The 19,235-nt window shown below is 64.5% G+C and carries 19 protein-coding genes; 9 read left to right on the forward strand and 10 right to left on the reverse strand.

All coding sequences use genetic code 11. The features are described from left to right. Positions 1–13 precede the first annotated feature (13 nt). The 3 genes from AABA86_RS08090 to AABA86_RS08100 form a co-directional block, all read right to left on the reverse strand. Positions 14–1,777, reverse strand: coding sequence for a CYTH and CHAD domain-containing protein (locus tag AABA86_RS08090; protein ID WP_212252092.1), 1,764 nt, complete (start codon positions 1,775–1,777; stop codon positions 14–16). A gap of 467 nt (positions 1,778–2,244) precedes the next feature. Then, positions 2,245–3,603, reverse strand: a complete 1,359-nt coding sequence (locus AABA86_RS08095; RefSeq protein WP_338306398.1) for a metal-dependent hydrolase family protein — start codon at positions 3,601–3,603, stop codon at positions 2,245–2,247. 584 nt (positions 3,604–4,187) lie between these two features. After that, entirely contained in the window at positions 4,188–4,895 is a 708-nt protein-coding gene (locus AABA86_RS08100) for a GntR family transcriptional regulator (RefSeq protein ID WP_212252096.1), read from the reverse strand. Positions 4,896–5,163: 268 nt separating this feature from the next. Here AABA86_RS08100 and AABA86_RS08105 point away from each other — a divergent pair, with 268 nt between their 5' ends. From AABA86_RS08105 to AABA86_RS08130, 6 genes are all read left to right on the forward strand, one after another. Further along, entirely contained in the window at positions 5,164–6,150 is a 987-nt protein-coding gene (locus AABA86_RS08105; protein ID WP_338306399.1) for an ABC transporter ATP-binding protein, read from the forward strand. Between the two features lie 42 nt (positions 6,151–6,192). Continuing rightward, positions 6,193–7,482 carry an ABC transporter substrate-binding protein gene (locus tag AABA86_RS08110; RefSeq protein WP_212252100.1) on the forward strand — a complete coding sequence of 430 codons (1,290 nt, stop codon included), beginning with the start codon at positions 6,193–6,195 and terminating at the stop codon, positions 7,480–7,482. Positions 7,483–7,486: 4 nt separating this feature from the next. Then, positions 7,487–8,446, forward strand: coding sequence for an ABC transporter permease (locus AABA86_RS08115; RefSeq protein ID WP_212252102.1), 960 nt, complete (start codon positions 7,487–7,489; stop codon positions 8,444–8,446). Between the two features lie 3 nt (positions 8,447–8,449). After that, positions 8,450–9,328, forward strand: coding sequence for an ABC transporter permease (locus AABA86_RS08120; protein WP_212252104.1), 879 nt, complete (start codon positions 8,450–8,452; stop codon positions 9,326–9,328). Positions 9,329–9,349: 21 nt separating this feature from the next. After that, positions 9,350–10,081, forward strand: coding sequence for an aspartate/glutamate racemase family protein (locus AABA86_RS08125; RefSeq protein ID WP_338306400.1), 732 nt, complete (start codon positions 9,350–9,352; stop codon positions 10,079–10,081). Between the two features lie 177 nt (positions 10,082–10,258). Continuing rightward, on the forward strand, positions 10,259–10,753 hold the full coding sequence (locus AABA86_RS08130; RefSeq protein ID WP_212251537.1) for a hypothetical protein: 495 nt from the start codon (positions 10,259–10,261) through the stop codon (positions 10,751–10,753). 174 nt (positions 10,754–10,927) lie between these two features. Here AABA86_RS08130 and AABA86_RS08135 read toward each other — a convergent pair whose 3' ends face one another. Further along, on the reverse strand, positions 10,928–11,302 hold the full coding sequence (locus AABA86_RS08135; protein WP_212251539.1) for a hypothetical protein: 375 nt from the start codon (positions 11,300–11,302) through the stop codon (positions 10,928–10,930). Positions 11,303–11,508: 206 nt separating this feature from the next. After that, the gene (locus AABA86_RS08140) at positions 11,509–11,847 is read right to left on the reverse strand and encodes a hypothetical protein (protein WP_338306401.1); all 339 of its coding nucleotides are present in this window, start codon (positions 11,845–11,847) and stop codon (positions 11,509–11,511) included. A 94-nt stretch (positions 11,848–11,941) separates the two neighbouring features. On the opposite strand from AABA86_RS08140, the gene AABA86_RS08145 reads away from it, so the two are divergent. Continuing rightward, on the forward strand, positions 11,942–12,106 hold the full coding sequence (locus AABA86_RS08145) for a hypothetical protein (protein WP_162832279.1): 165 nt from the start codon (positions 11,942–11,944) through the stop codon (positions 12,104–12,106). Between the two features lie 28 nt (positions 12,107–12,134). Here the strand turns inward: AABA86_RS08145 and AABA86_RS08150 are convergent, their stop codons facing one another. The 3 genes from AABA86_RS08150 to AABA86_RS08160 all read right to left on the reverse strand — a co-directional run bounded on the left by AABA86_RS08150 (position 12,135) and on the right by AABA86_RS08160 (position 14,907). Next, the gene (locus tag AABA86_RS08150) at positions 12,135–13,829 is read right to left on the reverse strand and encodes a PAS-domain containing protein (protein WP_338306402.1); all 1,695 of its coding nucleotides are present in this window, start codon (positions 13,827–13,829) and stop codon (positions 12,135–12,137) included. 128 nt (positions 13,830–13,957) lie between these two features. Beyond that, positions 13,958–14,488 carry a gamma carbonic anhydrase family protein gene (locus AABA86_RS08155; protein ID WP_338306403.1) on the reverse strand — a complete coding sequence of 177 codons (531 nt, stop codon included), beginning with the start codon at positions 14,486–14,488 and terminating at the stop codon, positions 13,958–13,960. 89 nt (positions 14,489–14,577) lie between these two features. Beyond that, the gene (locus tag AABA86_RS08160) at positions 14,578–14,907 is read right to left on the reverse strand and encodes a DUF6949 family protein (protein ID WP_028141155.1); all 330 of its coding nucleotides are present in this window, start codon (positions 14,905–14,907) and stop codon (positions 14,578–14,580) included. A gap of 223 nt (positions 14,908–15,130) precedes the next feature. Between AABA86_RS08160 and AABA86_RS08165 the strand changes: the two genes are divergently transcribed. Then, positions 15,131–15,838 carry a hypothetical protein gene (locus AABA86_RS08165; protein ID WP_212251812.1) on the forward strand — a complete coding sequence of 236 codons (708 nt, stop codon included), beginning with the start codon at positions 15,131–15,133 and terminating at the stop codon, positions 15,836–15,838. Between the two features lie 361 nt (positions 15,839–16,199). Here the strand turns inward: AABA86_RS08165 and AABA86_RS08170 are convergent, their stop codons facing one another. Next, entirely contained in the window at positions 16,200–16,418 is a 219-nt protein-coding gene (locus AABA86_RS08170) for a DUF3126 family protein (protein WP_007602550.1), read from the reverse strand. A gap of 144 nt (positions 16,419–16,562) precedes the next feature. Beyond that, the gene (cysE, locus tag AABA86_RS08175) at positions 16,563–17,387 is read right to left on the reverse strand and encodes a serine O-acetyltransferase (RefSeq protein ID WP_028141161.1); all 825 of its coding nucleotides are present in this window, start codon (positions 17,385–17,387) and stop codon (positions 16,563–16,565) included. Positions 17,388–17,678: 291 nt separating this feature from the next. Here cysE and AABA86_RS08180 point away from each other — a divergent pair, with 291 nt between their 5' ends. Continuing rightward, positions 17,679–19,115 (forward strand): hypothetical protein, encoded by a 1,437-nt coding sequence (locus AABA86_RS08180; protein ID WP_338306404.1) that lies wholly within the window; start codon positions 17,679–17,681, stop codon positions 19,113–19,115. Positions 19,116–19,235: the final 120 nt, after the last annotated feature.

Here is a 19,235-nt window from a genome sequence, read left to right on the forward strand (position 1 = left end):
TGGCGATGCGTGATCAGTCCTGAGCGGCCTGCGACCACGGCACGCGCGCGGCGGTGAAATCGCGCCAGGTGCCTTGCAAGGCAGGCCTGATGCCGATCGATGCACGCGCCTGCCAGCCGGCGATCGCGGCGGCGGCGATGGCGCCGTCGGGCTCGGCTCCGAGCCTGTCGAGCAGCGAAGCCGTGACCGCCATGTCGTTGTAGGCGCCGAGCTCCTCCTGCAAACCGGCGAGCCTGCGGGCAAATTTCCTCGCGGGCTTGCGATCGGCAAACAGCGGCAGCAGGAACTCGCTGAGATAGCGCAGCCGCTTGGTCGCGAGCCGCACCCGGTGCAGCTCCTCCATCGTGAGCGACTTGAAGCGGCGGCCGCGCTTGAGCACCTTGGCGTATTGCTCCGACAGAATGCGCTGCGCGAAATTGACGGCGGGCTCGGCGAGCCGGCCGAGATCTTCGGCGGCGACGTCATTGCGCCAGCCCCGAGTCTCGATCCAGTTGCCGAGGCCGATCAGGAACATGGCGCAGCGGCGATCGTCGAGCGCGTGATGCGCCTTGCGATAGGCCTCGGACTGGCGTCCGGCCGCAGCCCGGCCGAGCGCATCGAAACCGGCGATTGCAGGGCAAGCCTTCGCGATCGTCGGCAAGGTCTCGAGCTGGAACACATCCCAGTCGCGCGCGGCGGACAGGTCTTGCGCCAGCCAGCGCGCTTCCGACCTCAGTGCGTCGAGATTGCTGAGCGCGCCGACCGAGCGCATCAGGTCGAGCGCCGATCGAATCCGGCGCAGCGAGACGCGCAGCTGATGCACGCCTTCCGGATTGCGCCCGTCCTCGGCCGCCGGCAGCGACTGAAGCAGATGAAGGAAGCACGAGCGCAGGATCGTCGCGAACGCCTCGTCGAGCGTCACCGACGGATCGAGGCGAAGCTTGCGTGGTCGGCGTGCCGAGGGCGGCACGCCCGCAGCAAGATCGAAGCCGCGCGCCGACTTGCTGCGGATGGACGGCTTCACCGCGCCGTGCTCGGCCAGCCGCAACGCGACCTCGTAGATCGTGCTCGCGCTGCCGCTCTTGAGCTCCAGCTCGATCTCGCTCACCGGCAGCGATCGATCATCTGCCGTCAACGCGCCATGGTCGAAAGCGATCTCCACCGTGCCGGACGGCAGGTCGATCATTCGCGCGTGGCGATGGACGTCGGCGGTGAAGACGGCTTCGAGCGGCTGCGCTTCGAGATGGCTGCGAAGCTTCTCCGGAATGAAAGGCATCGCCAGAGCGAGATCGGGCGCAAGCGAGGCCACGCTCGCCTCCCACTCGCCGCGGCGCAGCGGATCGTCCGCCACGTCGGTCTTCACGGTCTGCACGAAGCGCGCGCCGCTCTGGCGAACGCGCAGGCTCAGGCCGTTGCGCCGAAGCATCCGCTCGGGGGTGTCATAGTAGACGGATTTGAGGTGTTTTCGCGAGCCCTTGTTGCGCGCATTCGCAGCGATGACCGGCGCGGCGTTGAAATGCGCCATGCGATCGGCATCGACCAGCAGCTTGAGCTCGATTTCGCCGGGATGCGCGGCAAGGCTCGACTGCGTCGGTTCCGCAGCAGGCGGGGCACCTTGCGATGGCGTCTGATCACTCACAGCGCCCTCGACGATCGCAGGTTCCGCGCCGGGCTCGGCCGGTTCAATCTGCCTGAGGAAGCCGGCAACGACTTGCGTTCTCCTGTTGTCCTTCGGGACAGGATTCCCCTCCGGCGCACTCGGGGTTTTGCGAGCCGGTGTTGGGTCTGATTTCAGCATTTACGGTGACATGACAGTTCAATGACAGAGCGACAGCATATAGCGGGAGCGGCCCGCGAGGAATAGTCACGTTATGCAGCAGTGCGTGATCAACCACACGACGTGCCAGACGCGGGAATCCGGCAAGGCTTGTCACAATCCGGCGTGCCAATACGAGCTAAACTGACCGGAGCGCAGCAAATGATCGATTCGACGAGCGAAATTCGCTGTCCTCGAAACCGAAATGAACGCGCCAGCGAGTTTGCCCCATGCTAGCCGAGAAATTCTTTCTGGTTCTGGAGACGCTGAGAAGCCATGCCCCCGATGACAGGCCTGGAATTGTGACAAGCCCTGGGCGGCCTGCAGCAGTCCCGGAGCTCGCGTTAGGTTCGCAGCTCAAAAGGGCGGTTGCGGAGGATCGCCCCTAGGAGCGATCCCGCCACCTCATGTCTGGCAGGCACGCAAGATGTGATCGACGCGCGCGCTTGTCAGCGTGCGAGGATGTTCTTGTAGACCTTGCCGCCCTTCATGATCACCACAAAATTCTTCGCGGGATCTTCGACGAGCTTGATGTTGTCGAGCGGATTGCCGTCGACCAGAAGGAGATCGGCGAACGCGCCCTCCTCGACCACGCCGAGCTTGCCCGGATAGGGATTTCGCGAACCCGACAGGCTCAGCAGTTCGGCATTGATCGACGTCGCCATGGCCAGCGCTTCGGCCGATGTGTACCAGCGCGTGAGCGCAGCCAGCATGGCGCCCTGTCGATCCGCCAGCGCCTGCGAGAACAGGACGTCGGTGCCGAACGCGGTCTTGATGCCGTACTTCTTCGCGAGCGCATAGACGCGGTCGGTTCCGGCGACCACCTGCTTCATCTTGTCCTGCTCGGCGGCTCCGAGCGCGGCGGCACCGGAGATATCCAGGAACGGTTGCGTGCTCAACCAGATCCCCTTCTCCGCGATCAGCTTAGCGCTCGCCTCGTCCATGAGATGACCATGCTCGATGCATCTGACTCCGGCTGCGACCGAGCGCTGGATCGCGACCGGCGTATAGGCGTGCGTAGCAACATAGGTGCCCCAATTGTCGGCGGCTTCGACCGCCGCGCGCAGCTCGGGCTCGGTAAAGGTGGAGACGTCGAGCGGGCTGAAGGGCGATGCAACGCCGCCGCCTGCGGTGAGCTTGACCTGCGAGGCCCCTTGCATGAGCTGCTCGCGCGCGCGCACACGCACCTCGTCCGGACTGTCGGCCACCATGCTGCCGCCGATCCGCTCCATGCGGCTCAGCATGCCGCCGATCGTTCGCGGCAGATCAGAGAGCTGGCGGAAGTCGCCGTGCCCGCTGGTGATGGTGATCATGGCGCCGGAGGGATAGATGCGGGGACCTGCGACGAGGTCCTCATCGATGGCCTGCTTGAGACCGAAGCTCGGCCCGCCCATGTCGCGCACGGTGGTGAAGCCGCGCATCAGCGTGGCCGTCGCCTCGCTGGCGGCGAGCAGATTGTTATAGCCGATATCGCCCGCGAGCACGGCCATCGGCGTCGGGCGCACCAGCATCGCGTGCCAATGCGCATCGATCAGTCCCGGCATCAGCACGCGGCCGCCGCCGTCGACCACCTGACCGGCGGCCGCGATGTCCGCGGTCGAAATCCTCTCGATCTTCCCATTTCTAACGAGGACGTTGGACGCGGCTGACAGCGCGGCGCTCTTGCCGTCGAATATCCGGACGTTGCGAAACAGGACGGCGGAGTCCTGCTGGGCCCTCGCCGAGGAGGCGCTGCCGAGGATCATTGCAACGGCCGCAAGCAGCGTGGCGATTCCGGACACTCTGGCCGGCATCCTCAAACCCGACATGTCCGGCCTCCGCTGAGGTGCAGGGCTACGCGAGGGGTGATGACAGGCACGCAACGTCTCGCGCCAATTGACGCCGACGTCTGGCCTCCGTCAACTGGCCACCACAGCGGCAAATATGCAGTCCTGCCATCTGCATTGATGAGAGGTCGCCGCGATCGGCTCGAATTTGAATCAAAGAGATATCGTGATGATCGGCGCCGCAGCCGGCATATCGTGGCGACGGGAGAGCAGAATGATGAGCGAACAGCGCGCGATGAGCCCCACATTCATTAGGAACCTTCATCGCGCTCGCGCTTGAACCGACATGAAAGATCCATCACCCGGGATGCGCAGGGCATTACGTCATGCCCAACTATACGGTCACTTGCTCGTCCGAAATGACAGGCTGTATTACCCAGGAGGTAACCACCCCATCTGCTCGGTGCAGCTTGCACGGGAGATGGTCAGGTCAGGATGGATGACAAAGCGAGGCGGCGACTACGAGATCACCCCAGACGGGCAGCTCGCCGCAGAACGCGAATTCAGCCACTGACGCGGGATCGCAGCTCTCGGCGGCGATTCCTGCCGCTTGCGATCGATGCGGATCAGACGCCCAGCACGTCCGCGAGCCGCAGCTCGTCGGCGGCGGGGTCCTTGAGGAACAGCTCGTCCTCGATCTCGGTCAGATGCGAGAGCATCTGCGCGCGCGCGGCCTGCTTGTCGCGCTTGCGGATCGCGCTTACGATGCCGGCGTGATGATCGGTGCCGCAAGCGGGCGTGTCGTGGCGGCGGTATAGCAGGATGATGAGCGAGGAGCGCGCGATCAGCTCCTTGAGGAAGCCGAGATAGATGCTGTGGCCGCTCATCTCGGCGACGAGCTTGTGAAACTCACCGGAAAGCCGGACCGAGGCGCGCGCGTCGCCGCGCAGCTCCGCCTCGCGCTCCTCAGTGAGATGTTGCTGCAGACGATCGAGCCAGGCCGGCGACACCGCGTCGATGGCGTGATCGACGATGGTGGGCTCGATCAGGCGCCGCGCCTCGAACACCTCGCGAGCATCGGCAGGCGTGGGGCGCGCGACGAACGCGCCGCGGTTCTTCTCGATGTTGACGATGCCCTCATGCGCGAGCTGCTGGAGCGCGGTGCGGACCAGGGTACGGCTCGCGCCGTAGATCTCACCGATCTCGTCCTCGCCGAGCTTCGTGCCCGGCAGCAGGCGATGTTCCAGGATCGCGGCGGTCACGCCCTCCCGGATGCGGCTGACGCGGTCGCTCGCGTCTGGCGCGTCGGATTTGGGGCGGGTCTTGGCGGCCATTGGTTCGAGAGTTGGGCTTGAGGGCTCGGTCGACGACGTTCGCTTGCGAATGTTAGTCGACGAGCTGTATCCAATTACAGGCGAAACTTTATACAATCTTCGCCTGTTTTGTGTGCAGATGACTGCGCGCCGGGCGGGCAGCCCGGATCCGCCGGATTCGATCTAACGATCTGACTCCGCAGCACAGTTTCGGGATTCGGCCGGCAAGGAGGCGATTGGCACGGAGCTTGCGGAGAGAGGCGGAAGCACCGCCCTCCTCGGACACGCCATGGCCACTCCCGCCGCTCTCGAACTGGTCGCCGTCACCAAGCGCTACGACACGACGCTGGCGGTCGACACCGTCAATTTGAAGATCCCGGCCGGCACCTATTGCTGCCTGCTCGGCCCGTCCGGCTGCGGCAAGACCTCGACGCTGCGGATGATCGCGGGCCACGAGGCGGTCAGCGAGGGCGACGTCATCCTCGGCGCGCAAAACGTCACCGACCTGCCGCCGGCCGAGCGCGGCACCGCGATGATGTTCCAGTCCTACGCGCTGTTTCCGCATCTGTCCGTGATCGACAACGTCGCCTTTGCACTCAAGATGCGCGGCATCGACAAGCCGACACGCCACAAACGCGCCGGCGAACTTCTGGAGCTGGTGGCGATGAGCCAATATGCGGGCCGGCTGCCGGCGCAGCTCTCCGGCGGCCAGCAGCAACGCGTCGCGCTCGCCCGCGCACTGATCACCGAGCCGCAGATCCTGTTGCTCGACGAGCCGCTGTCGGCGCTCGATCCGTTCCTGCGGGTCAAGATGCGCGGCGAGCTCAAGCGGCTGCAGCGCGAGCTCGGCATCAGCTTCATCCAGGTCACCCACGGCCAGGAAGAGGCGATGGCGCTCGCCGACCACATCGTGGTGATGAACCACGGCAAGATCGAGCAGCAGGGCACGGCGCGCGACATCTTCCACCATCCCCGCACCGAATTCGTGGCGCGCTTCATCGGCGGCCACAACGTGCTCAGCGACGCCGGCAAGCTGATCGCCGTGCGCGCCGATCAGCTCGGCATCGCGCCGTTCACCGATGGCGCGTTCGGCGCGCCGGCGCGGCTGACCCAGACCGAGTACCAGGGCTCCTACATCGCCGTCTCGCTGACGCTCGACGACGGCACCGCCCTGTTCTCCCACGTTCCCGAAGCCACCTTCGACGTCCACCCGTTCCGTCCGGGCGATCGCGTGCTGGCCACCTGGGATCCCGCCAAGGCGCAACGCCTGCAATAGCGCCGATCGATCACTGGAATGCGCAACAGAGGAGTGACTGACATGAGCGAGACCATCAGGACAAAGGGCGTCAGCCGCCGCACGCTGCTCAAGGGCACCGCAGGTCTGGCCGGCCTTGCCGCCGGCTCCGGCGCCATCACCGGCTTTCCCTATGTGAAGTCGGCCGAGACCAAGGTGCTGCGCTATCTCGGCACCGCCGTGAACGAAGGCGACGACATCTCCAAGCAGTGCCTGAAGGACACCGGCATCAAGATCGAATACATCACCGCGACCACCGACGACGTCACCAAGCGCGTGATGACCCAGCCCAACTCCTTCGACGTGCTGGACACCGAATATTTCTCGCTCAAGAAGATCGTGCCGTCGGGGAACATCCTTGCGCTCGACGCCAGGAAGATCAAGCAGTTCGACAACATCACGCCCGTCTTCACCAAGGGCGAGACGCCCGGCGGCAAGAAGATCGGCGGCCAGGGCACCGCGCCCTGGAAGGTGCTCTATCTCGAAGGCAAGGACTCCAAGAAGTTCGCGACCTCGGCGACCGAATTCGTCACTCTCATCCCGACGGTCTACAACGCCGACACGCTCGGCATCCGCCCCGACCTGATCAAGCGCCCGATCAGCTCCTGGTCCGAGCTGCTCAATCCCGAATTCAAGGGCAAGGCCTCGATCCTCAACATCCCCTCGATCGGCATCATGGATGCCGCGATGGTCGTGGAGGCCACCGGCAAGTACAAATATGCCGACAAGGGCAACATGACCAAGGAAGAGATCGATCTCACCATGAAGGTGATGACCGAAGCCAAGAAGGCCGGCCAGTTCCGCGCCTTCTGGAAGGACTTCAACGAGAGCGTCAACCTGATGGCATCAGGGGAAACCGTGATCCAGTCGATGTGGTCGCCGGCAGTGACCAAGGTCCGCTCGATGGGCATTGCCTGCACCTTCCAGCCGCTGAAGGAAGGCTATCGCTCCTGGGCCTCGGGCTTCTGCGTCTCCAAGGGCGTGTCGGGTGCGAAGCTCGAATGGGCCTACGAGTTCGTCAACTGGTTTCTATCAGGCTATGCCGGCGCCTATCTCAACCGCCAGGGCTACTACTCGGCCGTGCTCTCCACCGCCAAGGCGCATATGGAGCCCTACGAGTGGGCGTATTGGATGGAAGGCAAGCCGGCCGAGAAGGACATCAAGGCGCCCGACGGCTCGCTGCTCGAAAAGGCCGGCGCGGTGCGTGACGGCGGCTCCTATGAGGACCGCATGGGCGGCGTCGCCTGCTGGAACGCCGTGATGGACGAGAACGACTACATGGTCCGCAAGTGGAACGAGTTCATCGCAGCGTAATTTGATGGACACGTCAGAGGACATCCTGCAACGGGCATCCCCGGACCTTGTCCGGGGATCCGACACCGCGCGCGCCGCAAAGGCCGCGCGGTTGTCGCCGTCTTTCATCTCCTGGCTCCAGGCCGGGCCGATGATGCTGGTGTTTCTCGCCTTCTTTCTCGTTCCGCTGGTCTTCGTGGTCATCGTCTCGTTCTGGGACTATAACGAATACCAGCTGCTGCCGGCCTTCTCGGGCCGCGGCTATACCGACACGTTCGAAGGCTGCATCGCGCAGCTGCCCGATCTCTGCACGATCGGGCGAACCTATGTCATGACGCTGAAGCTCTGCTTCCTGGTCTGGGCGATCACGCTGTTCATCGGCTTCTGGGTCGCCTACTTCCTCGCCTTCCACGTCAAGTCCAAGACCTGGCAGATGGGATTGTCGCTGCTCTGCACGATCCCGTTCTGGACCTCCAACGTGATCCGCATGATCGCCTGGATCCCGCTGCTCGGGCGCAACGGCCTGGTCAATTCCGGCCTGGTCAAGACCGGCCTGATCAACCACCCACTGGAATGGCTGCTGTTCTCCGAATTCTCCGTGGTGCTGGCGCTGGTGCACCTCTTCACCTTCTTCATGGTGGTGCCGATCTTCAATTCGATGATCCGCATCGACAAGTCGCTGATCGAGGCCGCCTATGACGCCGGTGCGACCGGCTTCCAGACGCTGGTCAACGTCATCATCCCGCTGGCAAAACCGGGCATCGTCATCGGCTCGATCTTCGTCATCACCATCGTGATGGGCGACTTCATCACCATCGGCGTGATGGGCGGCCAGCAGATCGCCGCTGCCGGCAAGATCATCGAGACGCGGGTCAACGCGCTGCAATTCCCGGCCGCCGCGGCCAACGCCGTGATCCTGCTCGCCATCACCTTCCTGATCATCACCATGATGTCGCGCATCGTCGACATCAAGAAGGAGCTCTAGAGCATGAAGGAAGGACGGCCGCGCTCGTTCTACGTGCTCGCGATCTTCTTCGCGGCCTATGTGCTGTTCCTCTACGGCCCGATGATCGCGATCTACGTGCTGTCGTTCCAGGGGCCGTCGGGCGGCCTCACCTTCCCGATGAACGGCGTGTCGACCTTCTGGATCGCAAAACTGTTCCAGGGCACCGGCATCGTCGATCTCGGCGCGGCCTTCCGCCGTTCGCTGCTGCTCGGCCTGATCGTGATGATCGTCACCGTCGTGCTGTCGGTCGCCGCCGGCATGGCGTTCCGCCGCAGGTTCAGGGCGCAAAGCATCCTGTTCTATTCGGCGATCGCGAGCCTGATCGTGCCCTCGATCATCACCTCGCTCGGTATCTCCCTGGAATTCCGCATCATCGACGATCTGATCAAGGCGCATTGGAACGAGAATTTCGAGACCTCGATGGGCCTGCTCACATCCGGTCTCGGCGCACACCTGACCTGGACGCTGCCGTTCGGCCTGCTCATCATGTTCGCGATCTTCAACCGCTTCGATCCCCGCCTCGAGGAAGCCGCGCGCGATCTCGGCGCGACGCCGTGGCAGACGTTCCGCCATGTCGTGCTGCCGATCATCCTGCCCTCCGTGATCGGCATCGGCTTGTTCGGCTTCACGCTGTCCTGGGACGAGCTCGCCCGCTCCAGCCAGGCGATCGGGGCGGTGAATACGTTGCCGCTCGATCTGCAGGGCCTCACCACCACCGTGACGAACCCCGACATCTATGCGCTCGGTACCGTGATCTCGGCAGTCTCGTTCACGGTGATCACGCTTGCGCTCGGCACCATCCACATGCTCAACAAGCGGCAGGCGGCCAAGGGGTCGGATGCCGGCAAAGGGCTTGTCTGAGAAGGGACTCGTCTGAACGAAATGCGACTGCACATCGTCAATCCCAACACCACGGCGTCGATGACGGCAAAGATCGCCGCTGCAGCGCGCAGCGTCGCCCTGCCCGGCACGGTGATCGACGCGCGGCAGCCGACGATGGGCCCGGTCTCGATCGAGGGATTTTACGACGAAGCGTTCGCCGTGCCCGGCATGCTCGGCTGCATCCGCGAGGCCGACCGCGACGGCGCAGAGGCCCACATCATCGCCTGCTTCGACGACACCGGCCTCGACGCCGCCCGCGCGGTCGCCCAGGTGCCGGTGATCGGCATCGGCGAGGCCGGCTTCCACATGGCGAGCCTGATCGCCGCGCGCTTTGCCGTGGTGACGACGCTCGCCGTGTCCATCGTGCCGATCGAACATAATTTGCAGAAATACGGTCTCGCTGAACGCTGCGCCCGCGTCCGCGCCGCCGAGGTGCCGGTGCTGGCGCTCGAGGAGCGCAACACGGACGCGCTCGCAAAGATCTCCGCCGAAATCACCGCCGCGATCCGCGACGACCGCGCGGAAGCCATCGTGCTCGGCTGCGCCGGCATGGCCGATCTCGCCGCTGAGCTTGCCGCCACGCATGGCCTGCCCGTGATCGACGGCGTCGCGGCGGCGGTGACGCTGGCGGAATCACTGGTGCGGCTGGGCCTGAAGACCTCCCGGCTCGGGCCCTACGCGGCACCGCGATCCAAGACCTATTCCGGGCCGTTTGCGCCGTTTCAACCTTGATTCCTGGGCCGGGGCGGAGCCTCGCAGGCCCCAAGGCACGCTGATTCCTGGTTTTTTTGCCCTTAGCCTCTTTTTGGTCCCATTCCTTGCGGAAACGTAACGCTTTCGGGACCCCCCGGCGACCTCTGGTTGCCGGTCTTCGCCACTCACCAAGTTTCAATTTGGGTTTTGTCAGCGATGATCGATCTCGCCCAGGACACACCGTCCAACCCCCTCCTTCGCCTTGGCGCGCAGCCGATCGCGCTGACCGCCGCAGCGCTCCTGCTTCTGATCGCGGGGGTGACCTCGATCGCGATCTGGCGGGCCTATACCGGCGCCGCTCCTGAAGCCGACCGCGTGGTGGCATCGCGGCAGCTCCAGGCCCGCACCGCCCAGGCCTCCGAGCAACTCGTCGAGAAGACCAAGGGACTGGAGGCGACCCAGCAGGAATCGATCGACCAGCTCCAGGTCGTGCAGGACCAGCTCCAGACGATGAAGCGGCTGATGGCGGCGCAGCAGGCCGACACCAAGCGCCTGTCCGAACAGGTCGCCTCGCTGAACGAGTCCATCGACGGCTTGCGGCAGTCGTTCGCCAGCGCACGGGCGAGCGAGGTTGAAGCGCCCTCGGTTACCCGCAGGAAACCGGCGCGGCACCGTGTCCAGGCCAGTGCGCGCAAGCGCTCGCGCGGCTAACTCCCACCTCGCCGTGGAACTTTATTTTCGCCACTTGTGAACTGGATCACATTCGGCCGTATGATTCCGCGCGATGGTCGCGCTTACCGGATGGCGTGAGCCGATTTCAATGTCCGGGGCTGGCAAGGTCGTTGACGGTATACTGCGTCAACGGCCTTGTTTTTTTGTGGGACGCTATTCGCAGACGTCCACGCGGCGGATGCGCCAGCCCGCTGGCGTCATGACGCGCTTGCGTGCGACGTAGCAGCCGCCATAGCCATCGTTGTAGTCGCCGTAGCCGGTACTATAATAGTACGAATTGCCGTAATAGGGGTAGCCGTAGCCGTAATAACCGCCGTAGTAGCCGGCACCGGCGATGCCCGCCCCGATCGCGACACCTGGCCAGAAGCCGCCGCCATGCCAATGGCCGCCATGGCCCCAGCCACCACCGCCGTGACCCCAGCCGCCATGTCCCCCGCCATGTCCGAATCCCCCTGCGTGGGCCACCTGCGGCGCCGACAGTCCGACCGCCGCGACGGCCAGCGCCGCCATCATCATCCTGCGTAACATCACTCGATCCTCCGCGTGGACACGCTCCACGCTTCAAAGCGGGATCAAGCTAACGTCACTTGGGCATTCGGGACAGCCACGCTGTCTCACTTCCGCGCGAGCGCTAGAGCGCGATGCGATCAGGATGAATCGTCCATCGCGCTTCAGGGTATTGTTTCAAGCATGATCTTTTCGGAAAACCGCTGCGCACTTTTCCGGATCATGCTTTAGCAACCGCGGCAGATGCTCTTGAGCTTCTTGTCGAGCATACGATTCTCGGCATTGACGGCGGCATCGGCGCCGCCGCCTGTGCCGCTGCCGGTCGTACCGCCGGAGCCCGGGCCGGATGACTGAGCCGTACCCAGGCTGTTGGTGCCGGGCGGTGGAGCCGGCGAGTTGGCGAGGCCACCGCTCGATCTGACGGAGCCTCCAGTCGATCCCGCAGCGCCTCCGGTCGATCCGGCAGAACCGCCGCTCGCCTGCGCGAACGCGACGGCCGGCATCGCTGCGAGGGCGAAGATCACCATCATGGTCTTGATCGAGACGGTTGCAGGCGATGCAGCCATGAGAATTCTCCTTTGCCGGTCAACCGCTGCGGCGAAGGCAGGTTCCGGAACAAATGCCGTCACATCAGCTTGAAAGCGAGGAGGCTCAACCACGATGACCGATCGCGATCCTTTTGCAGAAGGCGAACGCGCCGCGCGCGACAACATTCCGGCCGAGGCCAATCCCTACCTCGGCGGCAGCGACGAGCATGCGCTGTGGGCCGCCGGCCACGAGAAGGTCGCAGGCGCGACCGAAGCGCGCGAATCCGAGGGAAGCTGACGTCCCGCTCCGGATCGCGCGCCGATCGCTATGCGGCCGCCACCATATTCTCGGTCCGGTCCTCGACCATGGTCACGAACATGTGGGACTCTTCGCTGGCGCCGCCGATCTGAACCCGCCGTGCGGAGATCACGCGACGCCCGCGCGCGGGATTGTCGATGGTGTCGATGATCGGCTCGAGCTGCTGCTTCTGCCCGAGGAGCTGCTTATCGCGCCGCTCGATCAGTTCGGCCGCCTCCGCGGAGAACAACTCCCGCGCCGTCTTGCCGATGATCTCGCCGCGCGACATGCCGATCATCTTCTCGGCGGCCTTGTTGACGAAGACGTAGCGCAGATTGCGCGCATCCTTGGCGATGATGCCCTCGGCCACGTTCTCGATGATGGTGGCGAGGAAACGTTCCATCCGCTCGAGAATGCGCTCGCGCTGACGCTGCTCGGTGACGTCCTCCTGCACCGAAACCCAGCCGCCGCCGTCCATCGGACGCTCGTAGATCTTGATGGTGCGGCCGTCGTTCAAGGCGATCTCGTAGGCCGCCGGCTCGCGCCTCGCGATCCGGCCGAGAACGGCCGCGACATATTTCGCGACGTCGCCGCTGAACAGCCCGCTTCCGACCCGGTGCTGGAGGATCTCCTCGAGGCTCGATCCGGCCTGGATCGTCTCGGGCAGATTGTAGATCTGCCGGTAGTTGGCGTTCATCGCCACCACGTGGGCCTTGCCGTCGAGCATGATCAGGCCCTGCGGCATGCTGTTGATGGCGGCCGAAAGCTGCCACTTCTTGGCCTGGTACTTGTCGTTGAACTTGTCGCGCTCGGTCATCGCCGCGTCACGCGCTTGCGCGGTGCCGAGTTCGAGTTCCTGGAGCTCGAAGATACGCGCCACGGCGTCGCGGAAATTCTGCACGGCGCGCGCAAGATGCCCGATCTCGTCGTGACGGCCGAGATGCGGCACCTCGCTCTTGACGTCGCCTTGCGCGATGCGGTCGGTCGCCTGCGTGATATCGGCCAGCGCGCCGACCACCGAACCTCGCATGACGACGACGTTCAGTCCTGCGAGAATCAGCGCCGCGAGCCCGAGTGCAAACAGATAGGCCGCCGCGTAGCGGTTCTCATTGGCGAGCGCATCCGCCTCGCGGGCACGCTGCTGGTAGATGCGCTCGAGCACCTCGATATCGCTGTTGAGCTTGTTGCGCACTGTCCGGTTGGCGTCGTTGTCGCCCCATTCGCGCGCCGCGGCCGGACTGATCTCCAGACCACGCCGCACCAGCTCCCGGCGGAAATCGATGAACTGCACGATGCGCTGGCGGAACGTGGCGAGTTGTTCGGCATCGTCGTCGCCGACGGTCCGCTCCAGGCTCTTCACCGCCACCGCGAGCTCGCCGTTCCGGCGCACCAGCCCATCGGCGAACTGCTTCATCGCGCCGCGATCGGCGGACATATAGATGCCGCGCGACTCCATGACGATGGCGTAGATCAGCGCGTTGATGCGTCCGACATTGATTGCGGCCTCGGCGGAAGAGGCGTGCATGTGGCGATAGGTCGTCTGCAAGCGCACCGACTGGACCGACATCACCATGAGGAAGGTGGTGACGATCGCGAGGAAGGCGGCAATGCTGTAGACCTTCTCCGCGACCGTCAATGTGTCGGCGCCGCGCGCGAAGCGAACGAGCTTCCTCAAAAAATTGGTTCCGGCGGCGAGGCCGGATGCCGGTGCCGCAGCGCCCATGGCGCAGCTCTCCCTGGTTGAAAACACCCACGATACCGGCACGGCGCTAGCGGAGGCTTAAAGTTTCAACCGGTATTCTTACGGCATGGAACCGAAAGAGCGGGAGCGTGCCGCACACCGCAGGTGCGTCAACCGATCCGCTTCAGGCCCTTCTTGAAGCGCGGACCGTTGGCGACATAGAACCTGGCCGCGCTCCCCATTCGCTGCACCTGCGCGTCGTCGAGCGTGCGGATCACGCGCGCCGGCGAGCCGATGACCAGGGAGCGTTCGGGAAATTCCTTGCCCTCGGTGATGACGGAACCGGCTCCGACGATGCTGTTGCGGCCGATCTTCGCCCCGTTCATCACGATCGAGCCCATGCCGATCAGCGCGCCCTCCTCGATGGTGCAGCCGTGCAGGATGACATTGTGGCCGACCGTGCAGTTCCGGCCGATGTGAAGCGGAAAGCCGAGATCGGTGTGGCAGGTCGAGCCGTCCTGCACGTTGGCGCCCTCGCCGATTTCGATCCATTCATTGTCGCCGCGCAGCACCGCGCCGAACCAGACGCTCGCGCCCGGCTTCAGGCGCACGCGGCCGATCACGGTGGCGGTCTCGGCGATGAAATAATTGCCGTCGGCGGGAAGGTCGGGCGCCTGCCCGTCGAGCTCGTAGATCGCCATGGAGGTCTCCTGTCGCGTTGACCACTGGCATAGCCAAACGGCAGCCGCGACGCAAAGGCCCCGCGCCGGCAGCGCTCGATGCGCGGACGTCAGCCCAGAACGCCGGCCGCGCGCAGCGTCATCAGGAAGAAGGTGCCGCTCATCATGCTCCAGAACCCGGCGATGAGGGTCGCCATCATCACGAACTCGGCACGGCGGCTTTCCACGCGCATGCCGCGCAGCGTGTTGCGCATGATGATGAAGGGCGCGGCGAACACCAGGAACGGCACCGCAGCGAAGGTCTTCGGCGCCACGCCGTCCTGCAACAGGCCGAAGCCGGCGGGCCGCCGCGCCAGCGCCTGGTATCCGTTCACGAGCGCGCCAGCGAGCGCGAAGCCAATGCAGATCGAGAAGAAGGTGTTGAAAGCTTCAGGTGTCATCGGAACGGTCCGCCCTTACGCAACGCCGGAGCATTCCTGTGACAAATGGTGCCGGTTAACGCTACATTATCCTTAAGGGAAGGTTAACGCCGCCGTCCCTTCCACGCAGGGCCGCCCTCGCCCCCCCGCGGCCGGGAACGCTGCGCGAAATCGCCGCCCCATGGCATATTCGCCGCTGATTCGTCGGCCACCGGCCGACTTCCGGCTCTCCTTGCGCAAGCTCATGACGGTGTTTTCGGCAGCTCCCCACAGATCCCCCCGCACGCGCAGCTGGACGCATGCCGTCCCGATCGTGCTCGGCGGCATTGCTGCGGTCTGCGCGGTCGCGCTCGTCGCCTATCTGTTGTGGCCGACCTGGGGCACCCGCGGTGCGAACGCCCCGGACAAGCTGCCGGTGAGCGTGGGCGGCACGCTATTCAACCTGCCGGTGACTGCGATCCGCATGAAGATCCAGCGGCACTCCGGACCGCAGGAGCGCATCGATCTCGACTTCCTCTATCCGTCTCTCGAGCCGCCCGGCGCGCCGAAGCACGTCACCGCCGACACGGTGGAAGCGGCGGTGCAGTCGATCGACCGCATCTTCCTGTCGATCGCAGCCCATCACGATGCGCTCTCGCCCGAGCAGCGCACAGCCACGATCTATCCGCGCTATCTCGACCAGGCCGCAGCGACGCCCGTGGACGGCCTGACGATGCGGATGTTCCGCACTGAGACCCCTTACGGCAGCGAAGACTTCTATTCCGCTGCAAGCCCCGCGCTGGCCGCGCGCTGCACCCGCGATGCGGCCACCCCGGGCATGTGCCTGTCCGAGCGCCGCGTCGGCGGCGCCGACCTCACCTTCCGCTTTCCGCGCAGCTGGCTGTCGCAATGGCGCGATGCAGCGGAGGCGATGGACAGGCTGACGGCGCAGCTGCGCGGGCCGAAGGGGTAAGCGGGGCCTGTTCAGGCCAGGTCCGAAGTAAAAATTGCAAAAACAACCCCATGCACAGTAGCCAAGCGCCTGTGATTGTTCGTATTTTTCGAAGTCAAATTTTAGCGCTATGACGTCGTCATGAGGCAGTCGTGAAGCTGCTGTTCGTCATGAGAAGAGCGCGCCTGATCTTCGGTGCGTGTCCCGGACGCGCTGCAGCGTTCTTACGCTGCTGCGCAGAGCCGGGATCCAGAAGGCCCCGCGCTCCGCCGCTGCATGGGCCCCGGCTCTGCAGCGCACCGCCGAACCGGACGACGCTTCGCATCGCCGGGGAGGCGCTGCGCTGCGTCCGGGGCACGAAGCCGAACGGCCTGTGTAACTTTTATTCCTGATCGACGAGATCGTCTTCGAGGATCGCCATCTGGAACTGGAACGAGCGGTCGTCGTCCTCGTCGTCGACGAAGAGCACGCCGATGAATTCCTCGCCGATATAGACTTCGGCGGAATCGTCCTTCTTCGGCCGCGGCACGACGCGGATCTTGGGATTGCCGAATACGCGCTTCAGATACGCATCTAACTTTCTGACTTCTTTGACGTCCACGGCAAGTCTCCGATCGAAAATGGTCGGCGGGTTTTAGGACGAGACGCGACGAACCGCCAGCATGAATTGTCAAAGAATTCGGGGACCGAAAGGGCAGGAAATCCGGCCCTTTTCGCCTTCAAAGCCCCATCTCAGAGTCCCGTCTCAGAGTCCCATGGCGTTGATCATCTGATCCATGGTCCGCGACGGTTCGGCGCAGCCGGCCTCGCCGACGACCTTGGCAGGCACGCCCGCGACCGTGACGTTGTGCGGCACAGGCTTGACCACGACCGAGCCGGCGGCGATGCGCGCGCAATGGCCGATCTCGATGTTGCCGAGGATCTTTGCGCCCGCGCCGATCAGGACGCCGTGCCGGATCTTCGGATGACGATCCTCATTCTCCTTGCCGGTGCCGCCGAGCGTGACGCCGTGCAGGATCGAGACGTCGTCCTCGATCACCGCCGTCTCGCCGCAGACGAAGCCGGTGGCATGGTCGAGGAAGATGCCGCGGCCGATGCGCGCGGCAGGATTGATGTCGGTCTGGAACACCGCGGAGGCGCGGCTCTGGAGATAATACGAGAAATCCTTGCGGCCTCTCAGATAGAGCCAGTGCGCGAGGCGATGGGTCTGGATCGCGTGAAAGCCCTTGAAGTAGAGCAAGGGATCGATGAAGCGCGAGGTCGCGGGATCGCGGTCGTAGACGGCCACGAGATCGGCGCGGAAGGCGTTGCCAAGATCGGGATCGTCGCGCAGCGCGTCCATATAGGCCTGGCGCACCAAGTCGCCCGACAATGCGGAGTGATCGAGCCGCTCGGCGACGCGGTGGATCACCGAATCCTCAAGGCGGCTGTGATGCAGCACGGACGAATAGATGAAGGTCGCAAGCTCCGGCTCGCGACGGACGATGTCCTCCGCTTCGCCCCGGATCCGATCCCAGATCGGATCGAGCGATGCGAGCTTTCCTCCCGGATTGACCTGATGCACTGCCATGGATTTGCTCTTTGGGATTTGCTCTTTCGAGTGGGCTCGTTTTGCCCGCTCTATAGCATAGTTTAGGCGACGAAGTCCTGACCGGCTTGCCTGAGAGTGAACAGCGCCTTGCCCCGCGAAAGCATGCCAAGACGTTGAAACAAAAGATTTTTTTCGAAGCCCCCAAGCGGCGAGGTTGGCTCAAAGTGGTCAGAGTTTTGCCAAATTCAAGTCGGGCGGCGTCAAACTATTGGTGAATTCTCTCCCGACCGTTATTGCGAGCATGGTTCGGGGCGAGGACGGGGAGCAGATTTGAGCATCACCACCGATCAATTGCGCGCGCGCGCCGCTGATACGCTTTGGCTGCGTCTGGCGGCGGTGGCCCTGCCCCTCCTGATGATCGCGCCGGCGTTCTGGAACGGCTACCCGCTGTTGCAATGGGATACCGGCGGCTATCTGGCGCGCTGGTACGAGGGCTATCTCGTCCCCAGCCGCTCCACGGTGTTCGGCCTCTACCTGCACTATGGCGAGAGTTTTGGTTTCTGGATCAACCTCGCGGTCCAGTCGCTGGCGACGCTGTGGCTGTTGCAGCTCACCCTTCGCGTGCTCTCGATGATGCAGACTTTCCGCTTCGTCGCGATCAGCCTTGGCCTGATCCTGTCGACCGCACTGCCCTGGCTTGCGAGCATGCTGCTCACCGACATCTTCGCAGGGCTCTCGGTGCTGTCGCTGTTCCTCCTGGCCGTCGGCGCAAGCCGCACCTCGGCGCTCGAGAAAATCTCGTTGTTCGTCTTCACCGCCTTTGCCGCCGCAACCCACAGCGCCACGCTCGGCGTGCTGCTCGGCCTTTGCGTCGCGGGCTGGATCGCCCGGCCGTTTCTGAAGGAGCGCCTTCCGCTGGCGGGATTGGCGCAGGCCAGCCTCACCATCGTTGCAGGCGGCCTGATGCTGGTCTCGGCGAATTATGCGCTGTCCGGCAAGCTGGCCTGGACGCCCGGCGGTTACGGCGTCGCCTTCGGCCGCATGATGCAGGACGGCATCGTCGCGCGTTACCTCAACGACCATTGCCCGCGCGAGCGCTACAAGCTCTGTCCATATCGCAATGAGCTGCCGGCGAGCGCCGACGAGTTCCTGTGGGGCAAGAGCATGTTCAACACGCTCGGCCGCTTCGAAGGCATGAACGAGGAGATGGGTTACATCGTCGTGCAGTCGCTCAAGGATTATCCGGCCTGGCAGGCCGGCGCGGCGCTCCGGGCGATGGGCCAGCAATTGCTGCATGTCGCGACCGGCGAAGGCACCAATGGCTGGATCCCGCACACCCGCGGCATCATCGAGCGCTATATCCCCGGACAGGCCGCGCCGATGCGCGCGGCGCGGCAGCAGAATTGGGAGCTCGACTTCACCGCGATCAACTGGCTGCACGTGCCGGTGGCGCTGGCCTCAATGCTGGCGCTGCTCGCACTGCTCGGCAACGCGCTCGCAAGCCGCCGGCTCGACGATTTAACGCTGCTGGCGGCGACCGTGACGCTGGCCCTGCTCGGCAACGCCTTCATCTGCGCCGTCATCTCCGGCCCGCACGACCGCTACGGCGCGCGGATGGTGTGGGTCGCGACGTTCGTGGTGCTGATGGCGGTGGGGCGGAGGGTTGGGGAGGACGGCAAGGCGCGATGTGGTTGGAATGAAGAGTCATCGCGCTTGGTTTCGTCCGAGCAGAGAACGCTTTCATCGAAAAGCAACACCCGGAACTGACTTGGCGTTCAGCAGCCTATCCGCGTCGGCAAAGAACCAGAGTCCGATCGCACCCCTTGGCGGACTCCAGTCGCTCTCGAACGCCCCGCTTGCACGTCCGCTTGTGAGCCAAACCGGTCA

Origin of the sequence: Bradyrhizobium sp. TM233, from assembly GCF_036247965.1 — a bacterium.
GTDB classification, from domain to species: Bacteria; Pseudomonadota; Alphaproteobacteria; order Rhizobiales; family Xanthobacteraceae; genus Bradyrhizobium; species Bradyrhizobium ottawaense.

Bases quoted from the DNA above. Each gene is read 5' to 3' on its own strand.
- AABA86_RS08090 (WP_212252092.1), bottom strand. From the start codon at position 1,777: ATGCTGAAATCAGACCCAACACCGGCTCGCAAAACCCCGAGTGCGCCG.
- AABA86_RS08095 (WP_338306398.1), bottom strand. From the start codon at position 3,603: ATGTCGGGTTTGAGGATGCCGGCCAGAGTGTCCGGAATCGCCACGCTG.
- AABA86_RS08100 (WP_212252096.1), bottom strand. From the start codon at position 4,895: ATGGCCGCCAAGACCCGCCCCAAATCCGACGCGCCAGACGCGAGCGAC.
- AABA86_RS08105 (WP_338306399.1), top strand. From the start codon at position 5,164: ATGGCCACTCCCGCCGCTCTCGAACTGGTCGCCGTCACCAAGCGCTAC.
- AABA86_RS08110 (WP_212252100.1), top strand. From the start codon at position 6,193: ATGAGCGAGACCATCAGGACAAAGGGCGTCAGCCGCCGCACGCTGCTC.
- AABA86_RS08115 (WP_212252102.1), top strand. From the start codon at position 7,487: ATGGACACGTCAGAGGACATCCTGCAACGGGCATCCCCGGACCTTGTC.
- AABA86_RS08120 (WP_212252104.1), top strand. From the start codon at position 8,450: ATGAAGGAAGGACGGCCGCGCTCGTTCTACGTGCTCGCGATCTTCTTC.
- AABA86_RS08125 (WP_338306400.1), top strand. From the start codon at position 9,350: ATGCGACTGCACATCGTCAATCCCAACACCACGGCGTCGATGACGGCA.
- AABA86_RS08130 (WP_212251537.1), top strand. From the start codon at position 10,259: ATGATCGATCTCGCCCAGGACACACCGTCCAACCCCCTCCTTCGCCTT.
- AABA86_RS08135 (WP_212251539.1), bottom strand. From the start codon at position 11,302: ATGTTACGCAGGATGATGATGGCGGCGCTGGCCGTCGCGGCGGTCGGA.
- AABA86_RS08140 (WP_338306401.1), bottom strand. From the start codon at position 11,847: ATGGCTGCATCGCCTGCAACCGTCTCGATCAAGACCATGATGGTGATC.
- AABA86_RS08145 (WP_162832279.1), top strand. From the start codon at position 11,942: ATGACCGATCGCGATCCTTTTGCAGAAGGCGAACGCGCCGCGCGCGAC.
- AABA86_RS08150 (WP_338306402.1), bottom strand. From the start codon at position 13,829: ATGGGCGCTGCGGCACCGGCATCCGGCCTCGCCGCCGGAACCAATTTT.
- AABA86_RS08155 (WP_338306403.1), bottom strand. From the start codon at position 14,488: ATGGCGATCTACGAGCTCGACGGGCAGGCGCCCGACCTTCCCGCCGAC.
- AABA86_RS08160 (WP_028141155.1), bottom strand. From the start codon at position 14,907: ATGACACCTGAAGCTTTCAACACCTTCTTCTCGATCTGCATTGGCTTC.
- AABA86_RS08165 (WP_212251812.1), top strand. From the start codon at position 15,131: ATGACGGTGTTTTCGGCAGCTCCCCACAGATCCCCCCGCACGCGCAGC.
- cysE (WP_028141161.1), bottom strand. From the start codon at position 17,387: ATGGCAGTGCATCAGGTCAATCCGGGAGGAAAGCTCGCATCGCTCGAT.